Source organism: Corynebacterium minutissimum, from assembly GCF_000805675.1.
Lineage (GTDB): Bacteria > Actinomycetota > Actinomycetes > Mycobacteriales > Mycobacteriaceae > Corynebacterium > Corynebacterium minutissimum.
This window is the reverse complement of the sequence record NZ_JSEF01000002.1, coordinates 32,613-52,809: the sequence shown is the minus strand read 5'-3', so window position 1 is coordinate 52,809 and position 20,197 is coordinate 32,613. Positions and strand designations below refer to the sequence as shown.

General features: G+C 63.0%; 15 protein-coding genes. 9 read left to right on the top strand and 6 right to left on the bottom strand.

From position 1 onward, the window contains the following. Positions 1-43: 43 nt before the first annotated feature. Together NX84_RS00305 and NX84_RS00300 are read left to right on the top strand one after the other, a co-directional pair. A complete protein-coding gene (locus NX84_RS00305; protein ID WP_126297586.1) occupies positions 44-2,008 on the top strand; it encodes a hypothetical protein in 1,965 nt (654 codons plus the stop codon). 4 nt (positions 2,009-2,012) lie between these two features. Next, positions 2,013-2,666 (top strand): ABC transporter ATP-binding protein, encoded by a 654-nt coding sequence (locus tag NX84_RS00300; protein ID WP_052319594.1) that lies wholly within the window; start codon positions 2,013-2,015, stop codon positions 2,664-2,666. A gap of 5 nt (positions 2,667-2,671) precedes the next feature. On the opposite strand, the gene NX84_RS00295 is transcribed toward NX84_RS00300, so the two are convergent. Beyond that, positions 2,672-3,427 (bottom strand): class I SAM-dependent methyltransferase, encoded by a 756-nt coding sequence (locus NX84_RS00295; RefSeq protein WP_039672557.1) that lies wholly within the window; start codon positions 3,425-3,427, stop codon positions 2,672-2,674. A gap of 24 nt (positions 3,428-3,451) precedes the next feature. On the opposite strand from NX84_RS00295, the gene NX84_RS00290 reads away from it, so the two are divergent. Continuing rightward, the gene (locus NX84_RS00290) at positions 3,452-4,543 is read left to right on the top strand and encodes a glycosyltransferase family 4 protein (protein ID WP_039672555.1); all 1,092 of its coding nucleotides are present in this window, start codon (positions 3,452-3,454) and stop codon (positions 4,541-4,543) included. Here the strand turns inward: NX84_RS00290 and NX84_RS00285 are convergent. Together NX84_RS00285 and NX84_RS00280 are read right to left on the bottom strand one after the other, a co-directional pair. Next, positions 4,467-5,972, bottom strand: coding sequence for an MmpA family trehalose lipid delivery protein (locus tag NX84_RS00285; protein WP_039672553.1), 1,506 nt, complete (start codon positions 5,970-5,972; stop codon positions 4,467-4,469). The genes NX84_RS00290 and NX84_RS00285 overlap by 77 nt on opposite strands. An 11-nt stretch (positions 5,973-5,983) precedes the next feature. Further along, positions 5,984-6,955: a PorA family protein gene (locus tag NX84_RS00280; RefSeq protein WP_039672551.1), complete on the bottom strand. Its 972-nt coding sequence runs from the start codon at positions 6,953-6,955 to the stop codon at positions 5,984-5,986. Between the two features lie 53 nt (positions 6,956-7,008). Between NX84_RS00280 and NX84_RS00275 the strand changes: the two genes are divergently transcribed. Then, positions 7,009-8,142, top strand: a complete 1,134-nt coding sequence (locus NX84_RS00275; RefSeq protein ID WP_111689373.1) for an acyltransferase family protein — start codon at positions 7,009-7,011, stop codon at positions 8,140-8,142. 161 nt (positions 8,143-8,303) lie between these two features. Here NX84_RS00275 and NX84_RS00270 read toward each other — a convergent pair whose 3' ends face one another. From NX84_RS00270 to NX84_RS00260, 3 genes are read right to left on the bottom strand one after another with little or no spacing between them, the layout of a single operon-like run. Next, positions 8,304-11,567 carry an alpha-(1->3)-arabinofuranosyltransferase domain-containing protein gene (locus NX84_RS00270; RefSeq protein WP_039672549.1) on the bottom strand — a complete coding sequence of 1,088 codons (3,264 nt, stop codon included), beginning with the start codon at positions 11,565-11,567 and terminating at the stop codon, positions 8,304-8,306. Positions 11,568-11,569: 2 nt separating this feature from the next. Then, positions 11,570-11,767 carry a DUF2613 domain-containing protein gene (locus tag NX84_RS00265; protein WP_039672548.1) on the bottom strand — a complete coding sequence of 66 codons (198 nt, stop codon included), beginning with the start codon at positions 11,765-11,767 and terminating at the stop codon, positions 11,570-11,572. Between the two features lie 11 nt (positions 11,768-11,778). Beyond that, complete coding sequence (locus NX84_RS00260; protein ID WP_039672547.1) at positions 11,779-12,270, bottom strand: universal stress protein; 492 nt, start codon at positions 12,268-12,270, stop codon at positions 11,779-11,781. Between the two features lie 58 nt (positions 12,271-12,328). On the opposite strand from NX84_RS00260, the gene NX84_RS00255 reads away from it, so the two are divergent. From NX84_RS00255 to NX84_RS00235, 5 genes are all read left to right on the top strand, one after another. Further along, the gene (locus NX84_RS00255) at positions 12,329-13,405 is read left to right on the top strand and encodes a glycoside hydrolase family 3 N-terminal domain-containing protein (RefSeq protein ID WP_039672546.1); all 1,077 of its coding nucleotides are present in this window, start codon (positions 12,329-12,331) and stop codon (positions 13,403-13,405) included. Between the two features lie 34 nt (positions 13,406-13,439). After that, positions 13,440-15,143 carry a VanW family protein gene (locus NX84_RS00250; protein ID WP_370664349.1) on the top strand — a complete coding sequence of 568 codons (1,704 nt, stop codon included), beginning with the start codon at positions 13,440-13,442 and terminating at the stop codon, positions 15,141-15,143. 3 nt (positions 15,144-15,146) lie between these two features. Continuing rightward, positions 15,147-16,931 carry an ABC transporter ATP-binding protein gene (locus tag NX84_RS00245; RefSeq protein ID WP_039672545.1) on the top strand — a complete coding sequence of 595 codons (1,785 nt, stop codon included), beginning with the start codon at positions 15,147-15,149 and terminating at the stop codon, positions 16,929-16,931. A 634-nt stretch (positions 16,932-17,565) separates the two neighbouring features. Beyond that, positions 17,566-19,047, top strand: coding sequence for a SpaH/EbpB family LPXTG-anchored major pilin (locus tag NX84_RS00240; protein WP_039672544.1), 1,482 nt, complete (start codon positions 17,566-17,568; stop codon positions 19,045-19,047). A gap of 216 nt (positions 19,048-19,263) precedes the next feature. Beyond that, entirely contained in the window at positions 19,264-20,148 is an 885-nt protein-coding gene (locus NX84_RS00235) for a class C sortase (RefSeq protein WP_052319593.1), read from the top strand. The last annotated feature ends 49 nt before the right edge of the window (positions 20,149-20,197 follow it).

Below are 20,197 nucleotides of genomic sequence, written 5' to 3'. Positions count from 1 at the left end.
TGCGTAGCGGACAAATCCGAGGCCGTGCAGAGAGGGACGTTTCGTGAAAGATGGAGTGGGTTTTTCCCAACGAATTCTCGCGGCGTTCGGCGTTTTCTCTGCACTTTTCTTGGGCTATTGGGCTTGGGTGATGGTTCAACCCGAGGGGATTTTCGAGACCGGCTCTTTTGTCAGCGTTGGAGCGGATAACGGCCAGGGCGCTGATATTCTTGCGGCCCTCGAGGGAGTTGCTGGAACGGAGAACGAGCGAATTGCGGTAGCGATTGAACAACCCGACTTCACGGATGTATACGCAGCTGGGGAACATGGTGATTCTTGGTATGACACGATCGAACCCGGAAAGCCGGTTCACGTTCATCCGTTGACCGAGCTACCGGACGAGGACTCACGCCAGCTACTACAGCTTTCAGGTGACGCAGATTTCACGGATGCGGTGCACGAGGTCTTGGACTCGCATGGAGCACAATATCGTGATCTTAAGAACCTCGAATGGTCATTTCTCTTTACAGATACCGCGCTGGCAGGGATCTATTTCTTGGTGTTGGCTACCTGTTTCGCGGTGGTGGCTGCAGGCGCGATTGCGCGAACTCGGGATTACGCTGTGTGGCAGTTGATGGGCCTTTCCCCCCTTTCGATCCTTGGCCGAGAAATCCGGCGCTCGTATGTTAAGCCCTTTCTTGGGTCCCTAGCGGTGGCGGCGGTAGCGCTGCTGCTGTGTGCAAACTTAGTCTCGCCGCGCGTAGCACTAGGGATCGTTAAGTACTCAGCGGTGTTTTTGGGGCCACTACTTGTCACGATTGCGGTGAGCTTCGTGCTCACTACCTTTGCCTGCAAAAGGCTGCCATTACATGAGCGACTAAAAGGAAAGCTACCGCAGCGCAGTACCGCGGCGATTATCTTCTTGGTGAAGCTGGTTCCTTGCATCGTTGCTGCTAGCCTCATTGCTCCTGCGCTCAATCACGTGCACGAGGTTGGAGTCCAAAAGGACGTCGGGAACTTTTGGAAGCAGGCCGACGATCTGCAGCTAGTAGAACTTTCAGGCTCTCGCGATGAAGATGGAGTCGTCGATTCCTCTCACGCATTGGCGGAGCTAGCGAGGGCGCGTTCTGCTGCGGGGAAGTTCCAATTTGCCCAGTTTGCCGGAGACACTCCGGAAGAGTTCGGTGGCATCGGCCGCGATATGCTCAGTTTCAATTACACAGCTGCATTGCGGTCTGTGGAAGGTCCTTTACGTGAGGAACTGCGCAAGAATCCACCGCAGGAGCCAACGAGGTACATCCCGCGTGATGTGGATAGTGCAGAGAACTCAATTCCAACGGATTTCTACTGCAGCGAGCACGAGTGCCCAGTCAAGATTATCGATAGCGATGACGCTGATGTGGCTACATGGCAGATTGATGACACCGGCTGGGGAGAAAAGGTAACCACAAAGGGGCCGGTGTTGACCATCTATCCGGACGATCAATTGCCGTCTGATAGAACCATCGTCGCCAGCATGACTCAAGACGGCACCGGATTCTTGGGAGATATACCACCTGAGCTCCGTGAAGACCCAGAGCTCAACAACTTTGTCTTGAAGTCCAACTCGGCCGCGCAGCGATGGGCCCAGGGGAATGCTTCTCTCCGTGCTAACGCCATTGCTTATGCGCTTGGGGCCGTTTCCGCAGCGTTAATTGCGTTGATCATGGCAGCGATGGCTGGATTCTTGTACCGGAAGCTATGTGCACAGAGGCTGCGTGTCTACCGTCTTATGGGCTTACCCATGCTCCGTGCGTACCGTAGCCTCTGGATCGCTGACGCAGGCGTTTGCTTTATTACCGCTGTATATATGTGGTTCAAAGGCGAGCAGGCACGTGGGCTCGAGCAGATGAAGACGATGCCCGAAGTTGTCGCCCAACTTAGAGTTACGCCCGAGGCTGTAGCCGGTGGCGTGGGCCTTTCAGTTCTGGTCGCCGTCGTATCGGCGCTGACTATGGTGTGGGTCTCTCGGTCGATGGTGAAGAGGTAGGAAAGTGAACGAAGAAGTTATCAACATCAGGGATGGGCAGTATTCGATAGGGCAGCGTACCTTATGGTCCGGGGTCAACGCTGACATTACTGCAGGGCAGATGGTGGCTATTTCTGGCCCGTCAGGTTGCGGCAAGACTACCTTGCTGAATTGCCTAGGGCTCTTGGATTCGTTCAGCGGCGGAAGCATGAGAGTACTGGGACACGACGTGATGAACATGAAGGAACGGCAGGCACGAAAGCTGCGGCGGACTGAGATTGGCTATCTCTTCCAAGACTTTGCCTTAGTCGATGTCGACTCCGTAGCGGACAACGTGGCCGTTGCATTACCGCCAGCTACTCCGGAGGGACGGAAGGCGAGCATCATTGCGGATGCTCTGGAAAAAGTGGGACTTGCCGGTAGAGAAGCAGAGAAGGCTTATTCCTTGAGCGGTGGTGAGCAGCAGCGCGTTTCTTTTGCGCGAATTTTGGTGCGTTCGCCGCGCTTAATTCTGGCTGATGAACCCACTGCCGCCCTTGACACCAGGAATGCGGATCGCGTCATGGCACTTCTTCAGGAGCAGGCTCAGGCGGGCGCAGCGGTGATTGTGGTAACGCACGATGACCGAGTACGGCAGCAGTGTGATTCCACGTTTGATCTGAGTGCTCATTGTGGCTGAGGAATTTAGGCGCGCAGGACGAGGACCAGGTTAGAGGTGAGGAACTCGCGCAGCACCGGCACCTTAATCACCCACCACCCCCACCACGGGTGATAGCGCGGGAAAGCTGCGAGGAGCTGCGAGCCTTGCGACGCCACACGTCGCGCCCAGTCCAGACCTTCGCGTGCGGAAAGCGCAAAGAGCGAGGTACCGAAGACGTTCTTCGGCGGGTGGCCGTGGCGGCGGGTATAGCGGTCGCGGGCAAAAGCGCCGCCCACGTAGTGCTCCCACAGGCCGGTCTCGTGTCCGCCAAAAGGCCCCAGCCACACCGTGTAGCTCAAGACCACCAGCCCGCCGGGCTTGGTTACGCGCAGCATTTCCTCCCCCATCACCCACGGGTTGGGGATGTGCTCGGCCACGTTGGAGGAGTACGTGATGTCGAAGGTGTTATCCGCGAAGGGCAGGCGCGTGCCGTCGCCGCGTACGGCTTGGGCCACTTCGATGCCGGCGGCGGACATCTCGCCCACGTCGGGCTCCAGCCCGACATAGCTGGCCCCGCGCTGGGCAAAGGCGGAAGCGAAATAGCCGGGCCCGCCCCCGACGTCGAGCACGCGCGCGCCGGTGAGAGAGAGGGAGTGGTCGTGGCAGAGGGCGTCGATAAGCGCAGCGGTGTCCTCAGCCAAACCGCCATAAAAGATGGCGGGCGCTGTCTGTTCAAAGCGGAAGGAGCGCAGCAGCCGCCAGGAGCGGCGCAGGGTGGCCAAGCTACGGGTGCGTTTCATAACCCACTAGGCTAGTTCCTCGACATGAAAATCCTTCTACTGTGTTGGCGCGATTCTACCCACCCGCAAGGTGGCGGTTCCGAGCGCTACCTCGAGCGCGTCGGCGAGTACCTAGCTGCCCAAGGCCACGAGGTGGTCTTCCGTACTGCGCGCCACATGAACGCCGCTAAGCGCGAGCGCCGCAACGGCGTGCTCTATTCGCGCGCCGGCGCCAAGTTCAGCGTGTATCCGCGTGCGTTGTTGGCGATGTTGTTCGGCGCGCCCGGTATGCGCGGCTTTGATGTCGTGGTGGATACCCACAACGGCATCCCCTTTTTCGCGCGCCTGGCCACCCGCGCGCCCGTCGTCATCCTGACGCACCACTGCCACCGCGAGCAGTGGCCGGTGGCCGGCCCCTTCCTGGCGCGGCTGGGCTGGTTCCTGGAATCCCGCGTAGTCCCCGCGCTCTACCGCCACAACACATGGGTGACGGTCTCGGAGGCCTCGAAGCGCGACTTGGAGAAGCTAGGGATCCACGGTGCGCGCATCATTGAGAACGGCCTTGACCCTCTGCCGGAGCACGTGCCCACCTTGGAGCGCGAGGCCGATATCCACCTGGTGACGCTGTCCCGCCTGGTGCCGCACAAGCAGATTGAGCATGCCATGGACACCGTGGCTAGGATTCCGGGCGCGCTTCTCGACGTCATCGGTTCCGGCTGGTGGGAATCTCACCTGCGCGAGTACGCGCGCGCCCATGGTGTGGAGGATCGCGTGCGCTTCCGTGGTCAGGTCACCGAGGACTATAAACATGCGCTGCTCGCGCGTGCCGACGTCCACCTCATGCCGTCTCGCAAAGAGGGCTGGGGGTTGGCAGTCATGGAGGCAGCCCAACATGGGGTTCCCACGGTGGGTTATGCATTTGGCCTGCAAGATAGTGTTATCGATGGCAAGACGGGCGTGCTGGTGCAGCGCGAGGCGGAGTTCGTGCAGGCGGTGCGCATGCTTGTCGACGACCCCCTTCTCCGCACCCGTCTCGGCCAGGCTGCCCGCGAATTGGCGGCTACTTTTTCCTGGGAGAAGACCGGCGCGCGCTTCGAAGAGCTCCTAGAAGCGGAAGTGCGCACCAGGCGGCGCTAAGCGCCCACGGTACGGGTGCCGGTTGGGCGTTCGTGGTGGCAACGATGCGGCCGTCCTCGACGACTGCGCCCACGCCGAGCTCCTCCAGCCGGCCGAGTTCGCGCGTGGTCCAGGCCTCGGCAGCGGCCAGGTAGCGCGGAGATGGCTCATCCACGGTCACGCCGTCGACGGTGAGCTCGCCGGAATCGAGCTTGTTCGCCGCCTTGGAGTAGGGGTCGAGGGCAACGCCGCCGTCGACTGGCACCATGGCTGGGCGGTCGGCGAAGAAGGTGAGCCGCCCGTCGAGTTCCTCGACGAGCTGGCGGTCGATGCCTGTTTCACGTGGCTTCAACACGGAGAGCTCCCGCGGCGCATCGGGGGCCTGGAGCAGGCAGGCACACAGGGCGAGTGCTGCCGGAAGCTGGCGCAAAGCCCCGATGCCGACGACGGCCAGCGGCAGGGCGAGGAGGGTGAGCTTGGAGGAATCACGCACCAGGCCTGCGCCGGGGATGTGCTCGACGGCGAAGGCGGTAAGGCTCGGCGCCAGTGCTCCGAGGATGGCTAGGCCCATGCCGGCAACTGCCAAAACTGCGAGGGGGCGCAGCTCGCGCCGAGGAAGGCGAGTGGCGCCCAAGACGGCGAGGGCGGCGACCGCTAGTCCCGCCACGGCGAAGCCGTGCTCGCGGGAGGCCGGAACGGCCGCGGCATTCCAGATGCCTCCGAAGCCGAGGAGCGAACCGACCGTGCCCACGTAGGCCTCCGCGCGCGGGGCGAAGGCCGCGGCCTGGGCGGCGGGGTCCCCAAAGGCGCCTGGATGTCCAGCCACGAGGCTTGGAACCAACCACGGCAGCCACAACAACACCGAGCCGCCCGCAAAAAGCCACCTTCTTCGCCCTTCGCGCTCACAGAGAACCGCGATGAGTCCCCCGAAGAGCCCGCCGGTGGGCGTCAAGGACGCAGCCCACAACGCCAGCCACGCCACGCGTGGGTGACCACGAAGACAACCCCATGCGATCACCGGCGCCAGCCACGCTGCCACCGCCAGCGACCACTGCCCCTGCAGGAGGCGCTCAATGACGAAGGGGTTGGCCACGGCACACGCCATCGCCGCGGCCGCTGCCCACGGGCTAGATGCGCGTGACCACCGGCACGCTACCCACGCCGAGGCACTCGCAGCAGCAAGGATGAAAACCCGAGCCAGCCACGCACCGCCGAGAAGAGCGAGCACGCCATCTTGCGGGGCATTGCGCGCAGGCAGGTCGCCGGCGCCGAAGGCAGAGGCGCTCAAAGCTGGCCGGTCAAGCAGCACCATATCGCGCCACTCGAACTCGCCGGGCAGCAGAAAAGGCCAGCACACCGCCAGCACGAGCACCCCGCCCCAGAGCCCAAGGGCCCAGTTCACCGCACGGGAACTGGAGGCCGGAAGAGCAGATCGCTGCGAGGAGGACACGGCAGACGCCCTTAAGCGCTCTGGCTACGGCCACGCATGAACATCGCGGCCGCTACCGCCAACAACACCACGCCGATGGCCTTGCCCAGCCAGCCGACGATGCCCAAGACCTTCACCGTGTCGATCACCCGGCGCACCGAGTCGAGGTGCTCGGTGAGGGTATCGGGGGACCAGGTGAGGGGGACGTCGAGAAGCGCACGCTCCTTAGTGTCATCGGCGTCGACCATGGCCTGGGCCTGGGTGGCGTCGGTGGCCCAGAAGATGCGGGGGTGCTGCTCCTCCTTCACGATGGTGCCGGTGGTGGGCTCTACCCACACCGAGCGGCTCACCGCGTAGTAAGGCTCAAGGATGACGTGCGAAGCCGGCTTCAGGTGGTAGCGCTCCAGGGACTCCAGCGAGTAGAAATCGCCCGCGGGGCCGGCGCGGTGAGCATCAAAGCCAAAGACCTGGAGAAGTGAGACCGGCGCGACGTCCTGGTGGAAGACGTAGGTGGGGATGCCGTCGAGCTTTTCATCGCGAAGGAAATCGATGGGCTTAGCGCTTTGCGTAAGGGGATCGAAGAAGGGATAGGAGCGCTGCTCCGCGCCGGCGGGGAAGAAGTAGCTCATGCCATCGCGCTCGATCTCGTTGTCCACCTGCAGGTCAAAAGCCGGGATCTCGATGTGCTGCGTCGTGTTCGGGCCGGCGACCGGATAGGTGGATTCGCGGTTGAGCAGGGAATCCTCGGTGATGTGCACGACGGTCTCGCCTTCGACGGTGAGGTCCATAGTGGACTGCGTGCGTGCCACCGCATCCTTGTCCACAGGTGCGGTTGCGGTGTGCCGGGTCAACGCGGCGCCGTCTTGTTCCGCGCGGACCTCGAAGGCCAGGTCCGTGGCTAGGGGCCTCGACTGGTTGTTGTACAGCGGCGGAAGGATGGACCCGAGGATGAGGAAGACCGCGGCGGCAATCGTCACCTGCGCTAGGCGCGAGCGAAGGAACACGTCAGCTCCGATCGGTCGAGGGATGTATTGCAAAAATAGTATCGTAGTGGGCCATGCGCTTTCTCCCTGAGCTCGAAGGCGTGCGTGCGCTGGCAGCAATGGCGGTCGTGGTCACGCACGTGTCCTTCCAGACGGCTACCGGCTGGGCCTGGGCCGAACGCTTGGACTACGGCGTGGCGGTCTTCTTCGTGCTCAGTGGGTTCTTGCTGTGGCGCCGGCGGCACGCGCATACGGCGCGGCAGTATGCGCTCTCCCGCGTGGCGCGCTTGGCGCCGCTGTATCTGGTGTGCGTGGTGGCGGTACTCGCCTTGCTTCCCGACGCCTCCCCCTTAACCCTCCCGCAACTCCTCACCAACCTGACCGGCACACAGCTGTATATCGCCGATGGGCTGGTGCCTGGGCTGACGCAATTATGGTCGCTGAGCGTGGAGTTCGCCTTCTATGCGGTGTTGCCGCTTTTGGTGTGGATGTTGGATAAGCTCTCGGCGCGCCCGCGGGTGGTGCTTATTGCTGGTGCTGGCGGGCTGAGTCTGTTCTGGGGCTTTCTTCCTTTCGTAGCTGGGTATGAATCCGGCGATGTCAATACACAGATTTGGCCGCCGGCGTATTTCTCGTGGTTCGCGGTAGGCATGGTGGCTGCGGAGGCGGAGTCGGCCGGCGTGCGCGTGCGCGCTGGGCGGATCGTGCGTCCCGTCTGCTGGGCGGTGGCCGCGGGGTGTGTGTGGCTGGCTAGCCGCGAGTGGTTCGGACCACAGGGATTGGTCCACCCGGAGCCTGGCGAGTTCGCGCGCCGCATCGCGGTGGGCGCCGTGTGCGGGGCCTGCATTGTGGTGCCGGTAGCGCTGGCGCCCCGTGAGAGCTGGCTTTCCTCCGAGTGGATGCGCGCATTGGGCCGCGGGTCTTATGGCGTGTTTTTATGGCACGTGGCGGTGCTGGCCATCGCTTTTCCGCTTTTAGGCGTGTCGGCCTTCTCCGGTTCTGCCTGGGATTTCGCGGTAGTGCTGGTCTTTACGGCGGTGGTCAGTTGCGTGCTGTCTGCCGCGACCTACGTGCTTGTCGAGGTCCCCGGCCGCGACCTCATTCGCTCCCTTGCCCGCGGCCGCATCGTCGTCCCGCGTTCCCTGCCGCGCCAGGCAGATAGTCCTGCTAGCTCGGCTGCTCATTCCGCCAGTGGCAAGCTCGGCTAGCGATAGCGATTCCGCAGAAGGCATCTTTCAAAGGGCATCAGTCAGAAGGTGTTTTTCTCTCTGAAAACACCATTTGTAGCTTCCAGAAGGCGTTTTTCACCCTGAAGATGCCTTTTAGTTGATGCCTTGTGCGGGGAGCCATGTGTAGCGGGGATATATACCTAGGATGCGCGGCGGGGTGGGAGGCAGGCACACGTGATAGCCGCGACGCATAGCAGCTGCACGAGCAGTGAGTCACCGGCGTAGCCTTCCGTGGGCCAGGGCGCGCGGGCGAGCATCGCGCCAGCGGCCAAGGTGAGCGCGCCCGCCAGGTAGTCCGAGCGCAGCGTGGTCCAGCGCGTGATGGCCCACGCCGTGACAGCGGCGACAAGGCCGGGAAGACCAGCGACGAGCGCCATGGTTGCGGTCATGAGCAGAAGTACTCGCGCTGAGAGAGATCGGGCAGGAGAGCGCATACGGGAAGCCACGGAGGTGGTGGAGCTCGCCGGGAGGGCAGCCGGGCTGGTCGAGTCGTGCGCTGTGTAAGACGCGGATGTGGCAGGGGAAGGGCCGCGGGCCATGACGAGCAGGCACAGCGCGGTGGTCAGCGCGGCGAGCGCGCCGCCGAGGCCGAGGCCCACGCGGTAGGCGCGGTCAGCACCAAAAGACATGTGGAAGGTGCCGCTAGCGCCGGCGGGGATGAGGAAGGCCTGAGTGTCGGCATCGATGGAGCGCGGCTCGAGGGCTAGCGGTGCCGAGCTGGAGGCTGGCGCTGAATCTTGTGCCGAACCTGGCGTCGAGACCGCAGCTGTGTTGGGGGAGCGGAGCTCGCCGCGCAGGCCCTCGTTGAAGGCGCGGCCGGTGACAAGGAGGCGGTCGTGGTCGGCCGGCTCGATGGGGGAACCAGCAGCGAGCGGGGCATAGCCATGGTCCGCGCCGGAAGTGGCTGTCGGGTCCGCGCCGGATGGGGCTGCCGAGTCGGAGGCGGAGCCGGATATGACAGGAGACGAGGCAGGTAGGGGAGCGGGCAAGGCGGATGCGGTATCGGTTAAGGCTGCCCAGTCGCCGGTGGTGCGCAGGAGGTGCTGCCCGGCGGAGAGGTTGAGGGTGGAGCCGGGGGAGTGGGGGGAGCCGTCGATAAGCACGGGCTTGGTGCCGGCAACCCGCACGGTCATGGCGCGCGGAGCGGTGAAGGAGCGGATGAGGATGTGTTCGTTGTCCTGTTGGAAGAGGAACTGTTCGGCATCCGGCGAGGTATCGGGCACGGTGACGAGGCGGCGCGGGGAGGGTTGGTCCACGATGGAGGCCTCCGCAATTCCGGTGCGGCGCTGCGGCTCGATGCGGATAGTGGAGGCCTGCGCGCCGGGCACGCGGATATCGCGGGCGCGGAAGGCCTCCATGGTGACAGTCACCTGGGAGTCGCCGTTGTGGATGGTCACTTCCGTCGTGCCGGTGGTCATCAGCCGCAGCTTCGGCGAGGTCCACGTGGAATCGGAGTGCAGCTCCAGCCAGCCGGAATCACCGGGCGCTGGCCACCAGGCGGTGGAGTTCTCGCTGTCGACGGCCGCGGTGAGAGAGCGTGCCGGGTTCGCCCCGCCGAAGGCAGAGGCATCCGCGGCGGACGACGACGCGGTGACACGGCCATCGTGTTCTACCACCTGGGTCAGCGGGCCGGCGGAGGGATAGTCGCGCAGGCGGTTGCGCACGGAGGTGGGGTCATCAGGGGATAGTGGCGCGGAGACCGGGCCGGTGAGCGTGCCGTAGTTGCGGTCGCGCAGGGTGGGCGTATCGGTGACGATGTCCGCGTTGGAGGAGACCAGCTCATGCGGTCCGGAAAGGAGTGCGAGCGATTCCCCGCCGCCCGCCACGCGCGGCGGATCCGCAGGTGCCAAGTTCATGGAGAGGTCTGCGTCGAAAACCACGACGTCGACCTCCCCGAAGGTGTGGACCTCGCCCGAGATGTGGGCCGAGGAACCAGAAATGAGGTCGTGGCGCACCGCGACGGCCCCGATGCCGAGGCGCTGCAACACTAAAGGCGCGGACGCGGGATCGCGGGAAATCTGCGCCATCGCACCATCCAGGCCACGGATGGCTTCGGGCGGGATGAGGGGGATGGCGTCGCGGACGGCCCAGGGGACGTCGAGAAGCGGCTGCGCCGGCTCATCGCGCGTCCAGCCCCAGTCCTGGCGGGCGAAGGAGGCTGGTGGGTAGATGAGCACGCGTGTGTCCAGACTATTCATGAAGGAGGCGGCCTTGTGCCAATAGGCCGGGACCTCCTCGTACGCGCCCTTGGGCAGCAGCCGGCCAGCCCACGCGGGAGCGGTCGCACCCATCACCACGAGGCACACCAGAAGGCCCGCTGCTTGACGACGCCCCAAGCTCAACGTCCGCGGCAACTCCACCCGCGCCACCAGCGAGGCCACGCCGAGCACCAGCGGGATGCGTACCAGGGGATCGAATTTATGCACGTTGCGCAGCGCGGCCAAGGGGCCGTCGAGCGCATCGAGGTACCACGCGGCATGCGTGCCGAGTACGGCCACGCCCACCAGCAGCATGAAACTCCACACGCGCGGCAGGCGGGACAACCCCACAAGACCCAGGGCGGCAACCGCCACGGTGACAAGCACGAAGACCGGCTCGGTGGCTAGCTCATTGCCGGCGACGCGCTCGGTATCCACAAAGGGCGCCCAACTGGTGGTGCCGCGCAGGATTTCCGCCAGGTTGAGCCAGCGCGTGGTCACGTGAGCGGACTCGATGAACTCGGTAAAAGGCGGGGCATAGCGGCCCAGGATGAGCAGCGGGATAATCCACCACGCGGACACCGCGGCGCAGCCGGCCAGCCAGGCAAGACCGGTTTTGCCCGCGCGCCGCCACAAGAGGAGCAAACCCGCCGGCAGGCACGCGGCGAGAGTGGCCGTGGCGTTGACTGCGCCCATGCACGCCACCGCCACCACCGAAGGTGCTGCATCCCGCCAGCAAAGCCGGCCCGGCCGCAGGAAGGGCAGCAGTACCCAGGGTGCCAGCATGACCGGCCAGGTCTCCGAGGAAATCGCGCCTAACGTCGTCAGCGTGCGCGGCGAGAGCGCAAAGAGCACTCCGCCCGCCAGCGCGGCATAATCCGGCGCGGCAGGAAGTACTGCGCGGACTAGGCGGAAGAAACCCAGAAAGCCCACGGCCAAGACCACAAACCACCACGCTCGCTGCGCTATCCAATCCGGCAGCGGGTCCGCCAGCAGGAAGAACAAGCCCTGCGGGAAGAGGTAGCCATAAGCCTGGTTCTGCAGCTGGCCCAGCGTGAAAGTATCGGTATAAGCATGCAGCGCACCGCGCAAGAAGCCCGCCGGGTTGGCCACCAGATCATGTTTGGTGTCGGCAGCAGTCAGCCCCCACGGCTGCACCAAGACCACGAGGGCTAGAAAGAAAAGCCCCCCGCTGCGTGCGCGCACGCTTACTCGCGCGAGCCGTACTCCGGTCCGCCCATCACGGCGTCGGAGGCCTTGACAGAGTTATCGCTCGGCACGGCGTCTGCCTGCGAGAACTGGGCAATACCCAGGATGGTGACGACTCCCAACGCCACGCCAACGACAGCACTGCCCAGGGCTGGGCCCAGGGTGCGCTTGTTGAGGGAGTCGCTATCGAATGCCATGGCGCCAGATTCTAGCAGTCCTCGTCCTCGTCGTCGTTCTCCGGCGGCACGATAAAGACTGGCAAGCCCGCATTGCGCACGATGTACTCCGCAGTTGAGTTCGTCCACAGCGAGCGGAAGCCGGTCAGCGCGCGGGTGCCGGTGACGATGACGTCGACGTTGAGTTCCTGGGCGGCGTCGACAATCGCGCTCTGAATCGACGTCACCGACTCCACCAGGTGGGCATGTCCGCGCAGGCCCAGGGATTCCGCCTTGGCGATTCCCCGGCGGCAAATCGCCACTGCTTCCTCATAAGCAGGGTCCTCCTCCACGCTGTCCGGCGAGATCGTGGACTGGTGCAGGCCGGTGCGGCTGACGGCGCGTGCGGCCTGGCGCGCGGAGGTTTCCCACGCGGTGAGGATTTCGACGTCGGTTGGGCGCAGCAGGTGTGCGGCGTATTCGAGGGCGCGGTCGGCGCGGTCGGAGCCGTCGTAGGCGATTAGCAGGGTCTCTCCGTTGCTCATGTGACCATCCTAACAACCGGGTGTTGTCCGCGCGGTGCCTTCAGGCAGACTGGTGGGTATGAGAAAAGCAACTTCCGCCCTCCTGTTGAGTACCGCGTGCGTCCTCAGTGCGTGCGGTTCGGAGCCTGTGCTTTCCGACGTCCCTACAACGCCCACCCCAACTTCGTCCGCCGCCTCAAACGCTGCGGACGAGACCAGCGAGGCTGAGACAACCGAGGCCGAGGCGCCCGAGGACGTGCGGGCTCGTGCGGCAGCAAAGCTCATGCCGCCGGCACTGAACTATGAGGATGCCCGGGCGAAGCTGGACGCGGGTGTTGGCGGGCTGTTCATCCCGAGCTGGGCCGACCCGGAACTACTCAGCGATGGTCCGCGGGGAATCAACGCCCTGCGCGACGAGGTGGGCCGCGACTTCGAGGTGTCCATCGATTTCGAGGGCGGCCGCGTCCAGCGCTTCTCTGAGATTTTGGGTGACTATCCCTCGCCGCAGGCCATGGCGGAGGGTCATACCCCAGAAGAGGTGGAGCAGATGGCCACCGAGATTGGACACAGCCTCCGCGCGCATGGAGTCACGGTGGACTTTGCCCCGGTGCTCGACGTGGATGGGGGCGGCCTGGAGGTTGTCGGCGACCGCGCCTTCTCTACCGACCCAGAGGCCGCCGGCGACTATGGCGCGGCCTTTGCCCGCGGGCTGCAGGCAGCAGGTATCAAGGCCGTGTTCAAACACTTCCCCGGACATGGGCGCGCCTCCGGGGATACACACTTAGGCGAGGCCGTTACTCCGCCGCTGGAGGAACTCTCCGGCCACGAGTTCGTGCCCTTTCACACAGCTCTTCCGCAAGCGCCGGAGGCAGCACTCATGATGGGCCACCTCGTGGTCCCCGGCCTGGGTGAAGAACCTGCTTCCCTGAACCCGCGCGCCTACCAGCTGGCTCGCGAAGAGCTGGGCTTTCACGGCACTATTTATACCGATGACCTGGGAGGAATGGCCTCCATTTCGGAGAACTTCAGCGTGTCGGAAGCCGTGGCCGCCGCCCTCGCCGCAGGTGCTGACATGCCGCTGTGGTCCACCGATGACGACATTGACGCGGTGATTGATGCGGCGGCGGAAGTAGTGGCCCAGCAGGATACCGACTAGGAAAAACTAGCTGGCAGACGTTAATCTCGTACACGTGAAAAAGGCAATCGGACACAGCCAATACCGACGCGACCGCAACCGCCGGGGACTCAAGGTCACCCTCGGCGTGCTCGTCGGCCTCGTGCTCATCGCCGGCATCGCCTACGCCTGGGATGTCATGGCGAACCAGCACAAGGTGCCGCGTGCGACGTCGGTAGGCGGCGTTGACATCTCCCGCATGGAGCGCACCGCCGCGGTAGAGAAACTGGAAGGTGAACTCGGTGACGTGGCCACCCGGCCCGTCATCGTGCGCGCAGGCGAGAAAACCTCCGAGCTCATCCCGCAGGATTCGGGGCTGAGCCTGAACTACCAGAAGGCTGTCGACGGCATCCCGGATGCCTCGCTCAATCCCTTTGCCCGCCTCTACAGCTTCATTAAACCTACCGAGGAAATCCCAGTCGCCGTCGATGTCGACGATGCCCAGCTCGACGGCGCGCTGGATCGCGTAGGCGAAGAGCTCGCGATCGAGCCGGAGGACGGAAACCTCGAGCTTGTCGACGGCTCCCTCAAAGAGACCAAACCCGTACTCGGCCAGGCGGTGGAGAAGGAGGCGTTGAGGGGGGACGTCGAGAAGCACTGGCTCGACCCCGACGGTGTGGAGGTCACGCCCATGGTGGTGGAACCACAAATTAACGCCGCGGCGATTGAGGCTATGCGCACCGGTGATGCCGCCCGCGCGCTGGATAATCCGCTCACTCTGAAAGGCGAGAACAACACCGCCGGAACCCTGCGCAAGCCGGAGATTTCCCAGTTCGTCTCCATCGCTGCCGAGGAAGGCGAGCTGCGCCTCAAGGTAGATAAAGACCGCGCGCGCGAGCTCTTCCAAGAGCGCATGCAAGGCTCCGAGGTGCCCGGCACCAACGCCAAGATTTCCTTCAGCGGCAACGACAAGCAGATTACGCCCTCGGTGGATGGCTCCATCATCGATTGGGACAAGACCCTCGATGGTTTCGAAGACCGCGTGAGCAGCGAAGATGACCGCGAGTGGGATGCCGACTACAAGCCGGACCCCGCGGATTTCACCACCGAGATGGCGGAGAAGGCCACCTTCGATGACACCGTGTCCGAGTTCTCCACCGGTGGCTTTTCTGGGGCCTCCGGCACTAACATCCGGCTGGTGGCCCAGCAGGTCAACGGTGCCGTGGTCAACCCAGGCGAGACTTTCTCCCTCAACGGCTACACCGGCCCGCGCGGCACTGCGCAGGGCTACGTGGAATCCGGCATCATCATCGACGGCCACGCGGGCAAGGCCGTGGGCGGTGGCATCTCCCAGTTCGCCACCACGCTCTACAACGCCGCGTACTTCGCCGGCATGGAGGATGTGGCGCATACCCCGCACTCCTATTACATTTCGCGCTACCCGGCCGGCCGCGAGGCCACCGTGTACGAAGGCGCGATTGACCTGCAGTTCAAGAACACCTCGAACCACCCGGTGCGCATCGAAACCAGCTTCGGCAGCGACATCACCGTGCGCTTCAAGGGCGTGAAGACTGTTGAGGTTGAGTCCATCAACAACGGCCGCTGGGCCAAGACCGAGCCGCAGCGCAAGTCGGTGAGCGAGGACTGCTCGCCGTCGTCTGGCGCGCCGGGCTTCACGACGTCCGATACCCGCGTTATCAAGGACCTCTCCGGCAAGGAAATCTCCCGGGAGACCACCACCACGGTTTATGACCCGCAGCCCATCGTCACCTGCGGTTAAACTATGACGCGGCCGATGCATACCGCGGTGAAGGACCCCGCGGACGTCGATCAGCTGTCCCAGCACCCGGTTGAGTTCCGTCGGGTGGCTGGCCTCTTTGCCCCGCACCGCGGCACGCTGCTGCTTGTGCTCGCGCTCATCGTGGCGACCTCGGGGCTCACGGTGGTGCAGCCGTTCCTCGTGCGCCGCACCGTGGATGAGGCCATTCCACGGCACGACACTGCGCTGCTTTTGTGGCTTGTCGGCGGCATGTTGGCCATCACCGTGGTCTCCCAAGCCATTGGCGTTATCCAGTCCTTTTTATCCGCGCGGGTGGGGCATACCATCATGCACGAGCTGCGCACGCAGGTCTTTGCCAACTTGCAGCGCCAATCCCTGCAGTTCTTCACCAACAACCGCGGCGGTGAAATCCAATCGCGCCTGACCAATGACATCGCAGCGATGCGTGGCATGGTGACCACCACCGCGACGTCCGTGGCCAGCAACCTCACCATGACGGTGGCGACGTTGGTGGCGATGGTGGCCCTCTCGCCGACCCTCTCGTTGCTGTCCTTGCTGGTGTTGCCTCCTGCCGTGTGGCTCACGCGCCGCGCCGCCGTTCTGCGCCGCAGCCTCATGGAGAAAAACAGCCAAGCCCAAGCGGAACTCCAACAGACCATTTCGGAGAACCTGTCCGTCTCCGGCATGCGCCTGGCAACCACGTTAGGAGCGCAGGACCGGGTCTACTCGAACTTCTCGGCCACCTCGCGCTCCCTCATCCGCTTGGAGCTTGAGTCCCAATTGGCCGGGCGCTGGCGCATGGCGCTGACTCAAATCATTTTTGGCGTTATGCCAGCCCTGATTTATCTCGTGGCCGGCCTGCGCCCGGGGATTACGATTGGCACGCTCATCGCCTTTTCTACCCTGCAAACCCAGATTTTCCGCCCCATTACTGGCCTGCTCAACGTGGGCGCGCAGTGGGTGGCGTCCATGGCGCTGTTCAGCCGCATCTTTGAGTACCTGGACCTGGAGCCCGAACTCAAGGAGGCCACCGAGCCCGCCCAGCTTGCCGACGCCTCCCTCACCCTCCACAACGTCTCCTACCGCTACCCCGGCACCGACGCCGACGCGCTTTCCGACGTCTCCCTTTCCATCCCCGCCCACACCACCACCGCACTTGTGGGGCATACCGGTTCCGGCAAGTCCACCGTCGCTGCACTTATGGCGCGCTTGGCTGACCCGACCTCCGGTTCCGTGCTTTTGGGTGGTGTCGACCTGCGCGATATTCCACCTGAGCAACGTGCGGAAGTCATCGGCGTAGTTTCCCAAGAGACTTACCTCATCCACGGCACCGTGCGGGAGAACCTCCTCTTCGCGCAGCCCGATGCCACGGAGGAGGACATGTGGACGGCCCTTCATGCCGCACGCGTGGCCGATGTGGTTAAGGGGCTTCCCGACGGCCTCGATACCCTCGTCGGCTCGCGCGGCTACCGCTTCTCCGGTGGTGAGCAACAGCGCATCTCGCTGGCCCGCACGCTGCTGCGCCGCCCGCAGGTCCTCATCCTCGATGAGGCCACCTCGGCCCTGGACAACGAAACGGAGCGCGCTATCCAGGAAGCAGTGCTTGGTGCGGACGCCACCCGCCTGGTCATCGCGCACCGCCTGTCCACCATCCGCGATGCCGACCAGATCGTCGTCCTCGACGCCGGCCGCGTGGCCGAGCGCGGCACCCACGCTGAGCTGCTGGCCCGCGACGGCGCTTATGCGGCGCTCCTTCGTGCCGCGAAAACTACTGGTGATCGTTCTTAGAGAGCCCCGCCAAGAAACCTAGGGATGTTAGCTTTCTATCTGGAGTTTGTTAAAGACCGAGAAAATATATGGCTTCGGGATTGTCCTGAGGTACCTTCTTGCCGCGCCCCAGTGGTTGCCCATGAAGATTCACGTCTACCTGGCGATATTGACAGTGTTAATGGTTGTGCTGGTGGTTGCATGGCGCTCTTGGTAAGCGTTTCGCAGTGAGATAGTTGCCACCAATGTGCCTGGGCAAGGCTGCTAGAGCCCCCGTAAGGGGGCGGTGAGGTCGATATCACTCAAAGTGGAATGGCAGCTACCAATACCGCAGTTTAACTGCGAATATAATTATTATCTGCGCGGGGGGGGGCGATTACTTGAGAGGGCTAGCTGGTTTTATGGGAAGCGGGCATTTGTTCGATATCGCATTTCTTCTTCTAGGTATAGGGTCTAGCTATGTAATCCACAGGCTACCGTTACTTAGGCTAGGGGCCCGGGTAGGTGCCTTACCTTCTTGGGAACGTCGCTCTATGTGGGTGAAAGATTCTTAGCGATGGGCCGGGCCATGGTGTGTAAACCGTGGGGAGTGGATTGCGTACAGCTGATGAGGCGCGGTGTCTCATTACACAACTCATGTAAAGGACCTGTTTCCGTGAATAAGATCTCTCGTACCGCTCGTTCGGTCACTTTCGCAGCAGTCGTAGGCCTCTCCCTGGGAATCTCCGCTCCGGGCGCTCTGGCTCAGGATGATACCGCCACTTCTGAGGCTTCCGCGGGCACCTCCGTTAACCCGGCCAACATCGACTTTAACAAGAAGGGCTCCATCACCCTCTACAAGCAGAAGGGTGCCGAGTCTGGTAATGCAGCTACCGGCCAGGAGATGGAAGGCGTACAGGGTGAGCCGCTCGCTGGTGTGACCTACAAGATCACCAAGCTGAACTACGACCTGCAGAATGGTGACTGGTCGACCTTCCCGAAGAACGCCGCCGATGCAAAGGGAAAGGAGACCAGCACTACGTATGAACAGACCACCGGTGACGATGGTAAGGCTGCCTTCGATAACCTGGATCTGGGTATCTACCTGGTAGAGGAAACGGGCGCTCCGGCCGGCATCGTTACTGGTGCTCCGTTCATCGTTTCCGTTCCGATGGTTAACGAGGCCTCCGACGCGTGGAACTACAACGTCGTTGCTTACCCGAAGAACACGGAGACCAAGACCGAGAAGACCGTCAAGGATGCAGATAAGAACATCCAGGATGGTTACACCTACACCATTAACGCTGACGCTCCGACCTGGGGCGAGGGCAAGAGTCTGACTGCCTTCCGCTTTGAGGACCAGCTGGACAAGCGCCTGGACTTCCAGAAGATTACCGAGATCAAGGCTGGCGACACTGTTCTGGAAACCGGTGACTACGAGGTCAACACTCCGGCTGACAACAGCAACAAGCTCATCGTCAAGCTGACTGACCAGGGCCTGAAGAAGGTTAAGTCCGGCGACAAGCTCTCGCTGACCTTCGAGGTCAAGCGCAAGGAGGTTGGCGACACCACTGAGCTGAAGAACCAGGCTGACGTCATCTTCAACAACCCGAATAGCGGTAACGAGGTCGAGAACAAGACCAACGAGGTCGTGACCTACCACGGCAAGCTGAAGGTCGTGAAGAAGGACGGCAAGGAGGCCGGCAAGGTCCTGCAGGGTGCGGAGTTCGAGCTCTACCGATGTGCCTCCGCGCAGGATAAGCTCGAGAACCCGTTGACAGTAAACGGTGCGAACAAGTGGACCACTGGTGAGGATGGAACCATCACCATCGATGGCTTGCATGTCACCGACTTCGCGGACAACGCACAGGTCACCGACATGAAGAAGTTCTGTCTGAAGGAGACCAAGGCTCCGGCTGGTTATGCACTGCCGGAGAAGAACGTTACCGAGATTGACTTCACCCGCGAGAATATCGCGAAGACTGGTGAGCTCAACGGTGACGACAAGATTACCCTCGTGTCTGAGATCGACAACATCAAGCAGGACACCCCGAACCTGCCGATGACTGGTGGTGCCGGTGTCGGAATCCTGGCCGCTATTGGTGCAGCCATCGTCGCAGCTGGTGCATGGTTCGCTCGCCGTACCGCGCGCAACTAATAGCCGGGCGTAGTTCCGGTGGCGCAGACTGTCCATGGTGGTCTGCGCTGCGGGTCGGGTAGCCAAGGTAGGCAGCCCGACCCAATGAGGGGACTGGACTAGGCGTAGATTCCGGTTCCTATCTTTCTCTTTCGTTGTAATCCCGGTCGCGCTGCGCTAGCGCGTGGGCATTGTTTTGGGTGGTGCGGGTCGTTGACTTCGGTGGTAGGCCAGGAAATGGGCCGGCGGCACAGGCGCCGTGGAGGCTTAGCTCTTCCGGCGGTAATCGTTGTCGTCGGGTTGTTGGTGATGCTGTACCCAGTGGTCTCGACCGCCTGGAACAACTGGAATGCCTCACGGGTGGCGCAAGAGTATGCGCGACTGGACAAAGAGACACCGGCGCAGGTGCAGGACTCCGTATGGGATGCTGCGCATGCGTACAACGAGGAGCAGACTTCGGGTCCGATCTTGGATCCGTGGCTGAACCGTATCGGTGTGGATAATCCCGATTATGAGGCTTACCTGGAACAGTTGGGTGAGACCGAAGCGATGGCTCGCCTTGTCTTCCCAGCCGTAGACGTTGATCTGCCGGTGTTTCATGGCACCGCGGATAAGACACTGCAGCGTGGACTAGGACATTTATATGGCTCTGATTTGCCGGTAGGCGGACCAGGAACTCATTCCGTCATCACGGGGCATACGGGCCTGGCGAATTCAACGATGTTTGATCACCTCGACTCTGCCACCGAGGGAGATGTGTTCTACATCCAGGTTGCTGGCCACAAATTGAAGTACGTCGTCGACAGCATTCAAGTGGTTCTGCCGAGTGAAGTTGATGGCCTACGGCCAGTCGCCGATCAGGACTACGTCACGCTGATTACGTGCACTCCGTACGGGATCAACACGCATCGCTTGCTGGTGCGTGGCCATCAGGTTCCTATGGAGCCTGGGGAAGAGTCGGTGTTTGAAAACTCCCATGGTCCGGGCTGGCAATGGTGGATGTACGCGCTGTTGGCTGCGGTGATTGTCATTGGGTGTTGGCTGGTGTGGTGGCTGCGTCGCCAGAAGGCGGCTACCGGGGTGCAAGAAGTTATTAATAAGGAAAGTAGCGTGCGGGAGTAAGGCGATGAAGAGGTTGACAAATGCATGGTCGGCCCGAGTGGTTTCCGTC

Coding starts and splice junctions, on each gene's coding strand:
- NX84_RS00290 (WP_039672555.1), top strand. CDS start 3,452: ATGAAAATCCTTCTACTGTGTTGGCGCGATTCTACCCACCCGCAAGGT.
- NX84_RS00260 (WP_039672547.1), bottom strand. CDS start 12,270: ATGAGCAACGGAGAGACCCTGCTAATCGCCTACGACGGCTCCGACCGC.
- NX84_RS00245 (WP_039672545.1), top strand. CDS start 15,147: ATGACGCGGCCGATGCATACCGCGGTGAAGGACCCCGCGGACGTCGAT.
- NX84_RS00295 (WP_039672557.1), bottom strand. CDS start 3,427: ATGAAACGCACCCGTAGCTTGGCCACCCTGCGCCGCTCCTGGCGGCTG.
- NX84_RS00235 (WP_052319593.1), top strand. CDS start 19,264: ATGGGCCGGCGGCACAGGCGCCGTGGAGGCTTAGCTCTTCCGGCGGTA.
- NX84_RS00265 (WP_039672548.1), bottom strand. CDS start 11,767: ATGGCATTCGATAGCGACTCCCTCAACAAGCGCACCCTGGGCCCAGCC.
- NX84_RS00255 (WP_039672546.1), top strand. CDS start 12,329: ATGAGAAAAGCAACTTCCGCCCTCCTGTTGAGTACCGCGTGCGTCCTC.
- NX84_RS00275 (WP_111689373.1), top strand. CDS start 7,009: ATGCGCTTTCTCCCTGAGCTCGAAGGCGTGCGTGCGCTGGCAGCAATG.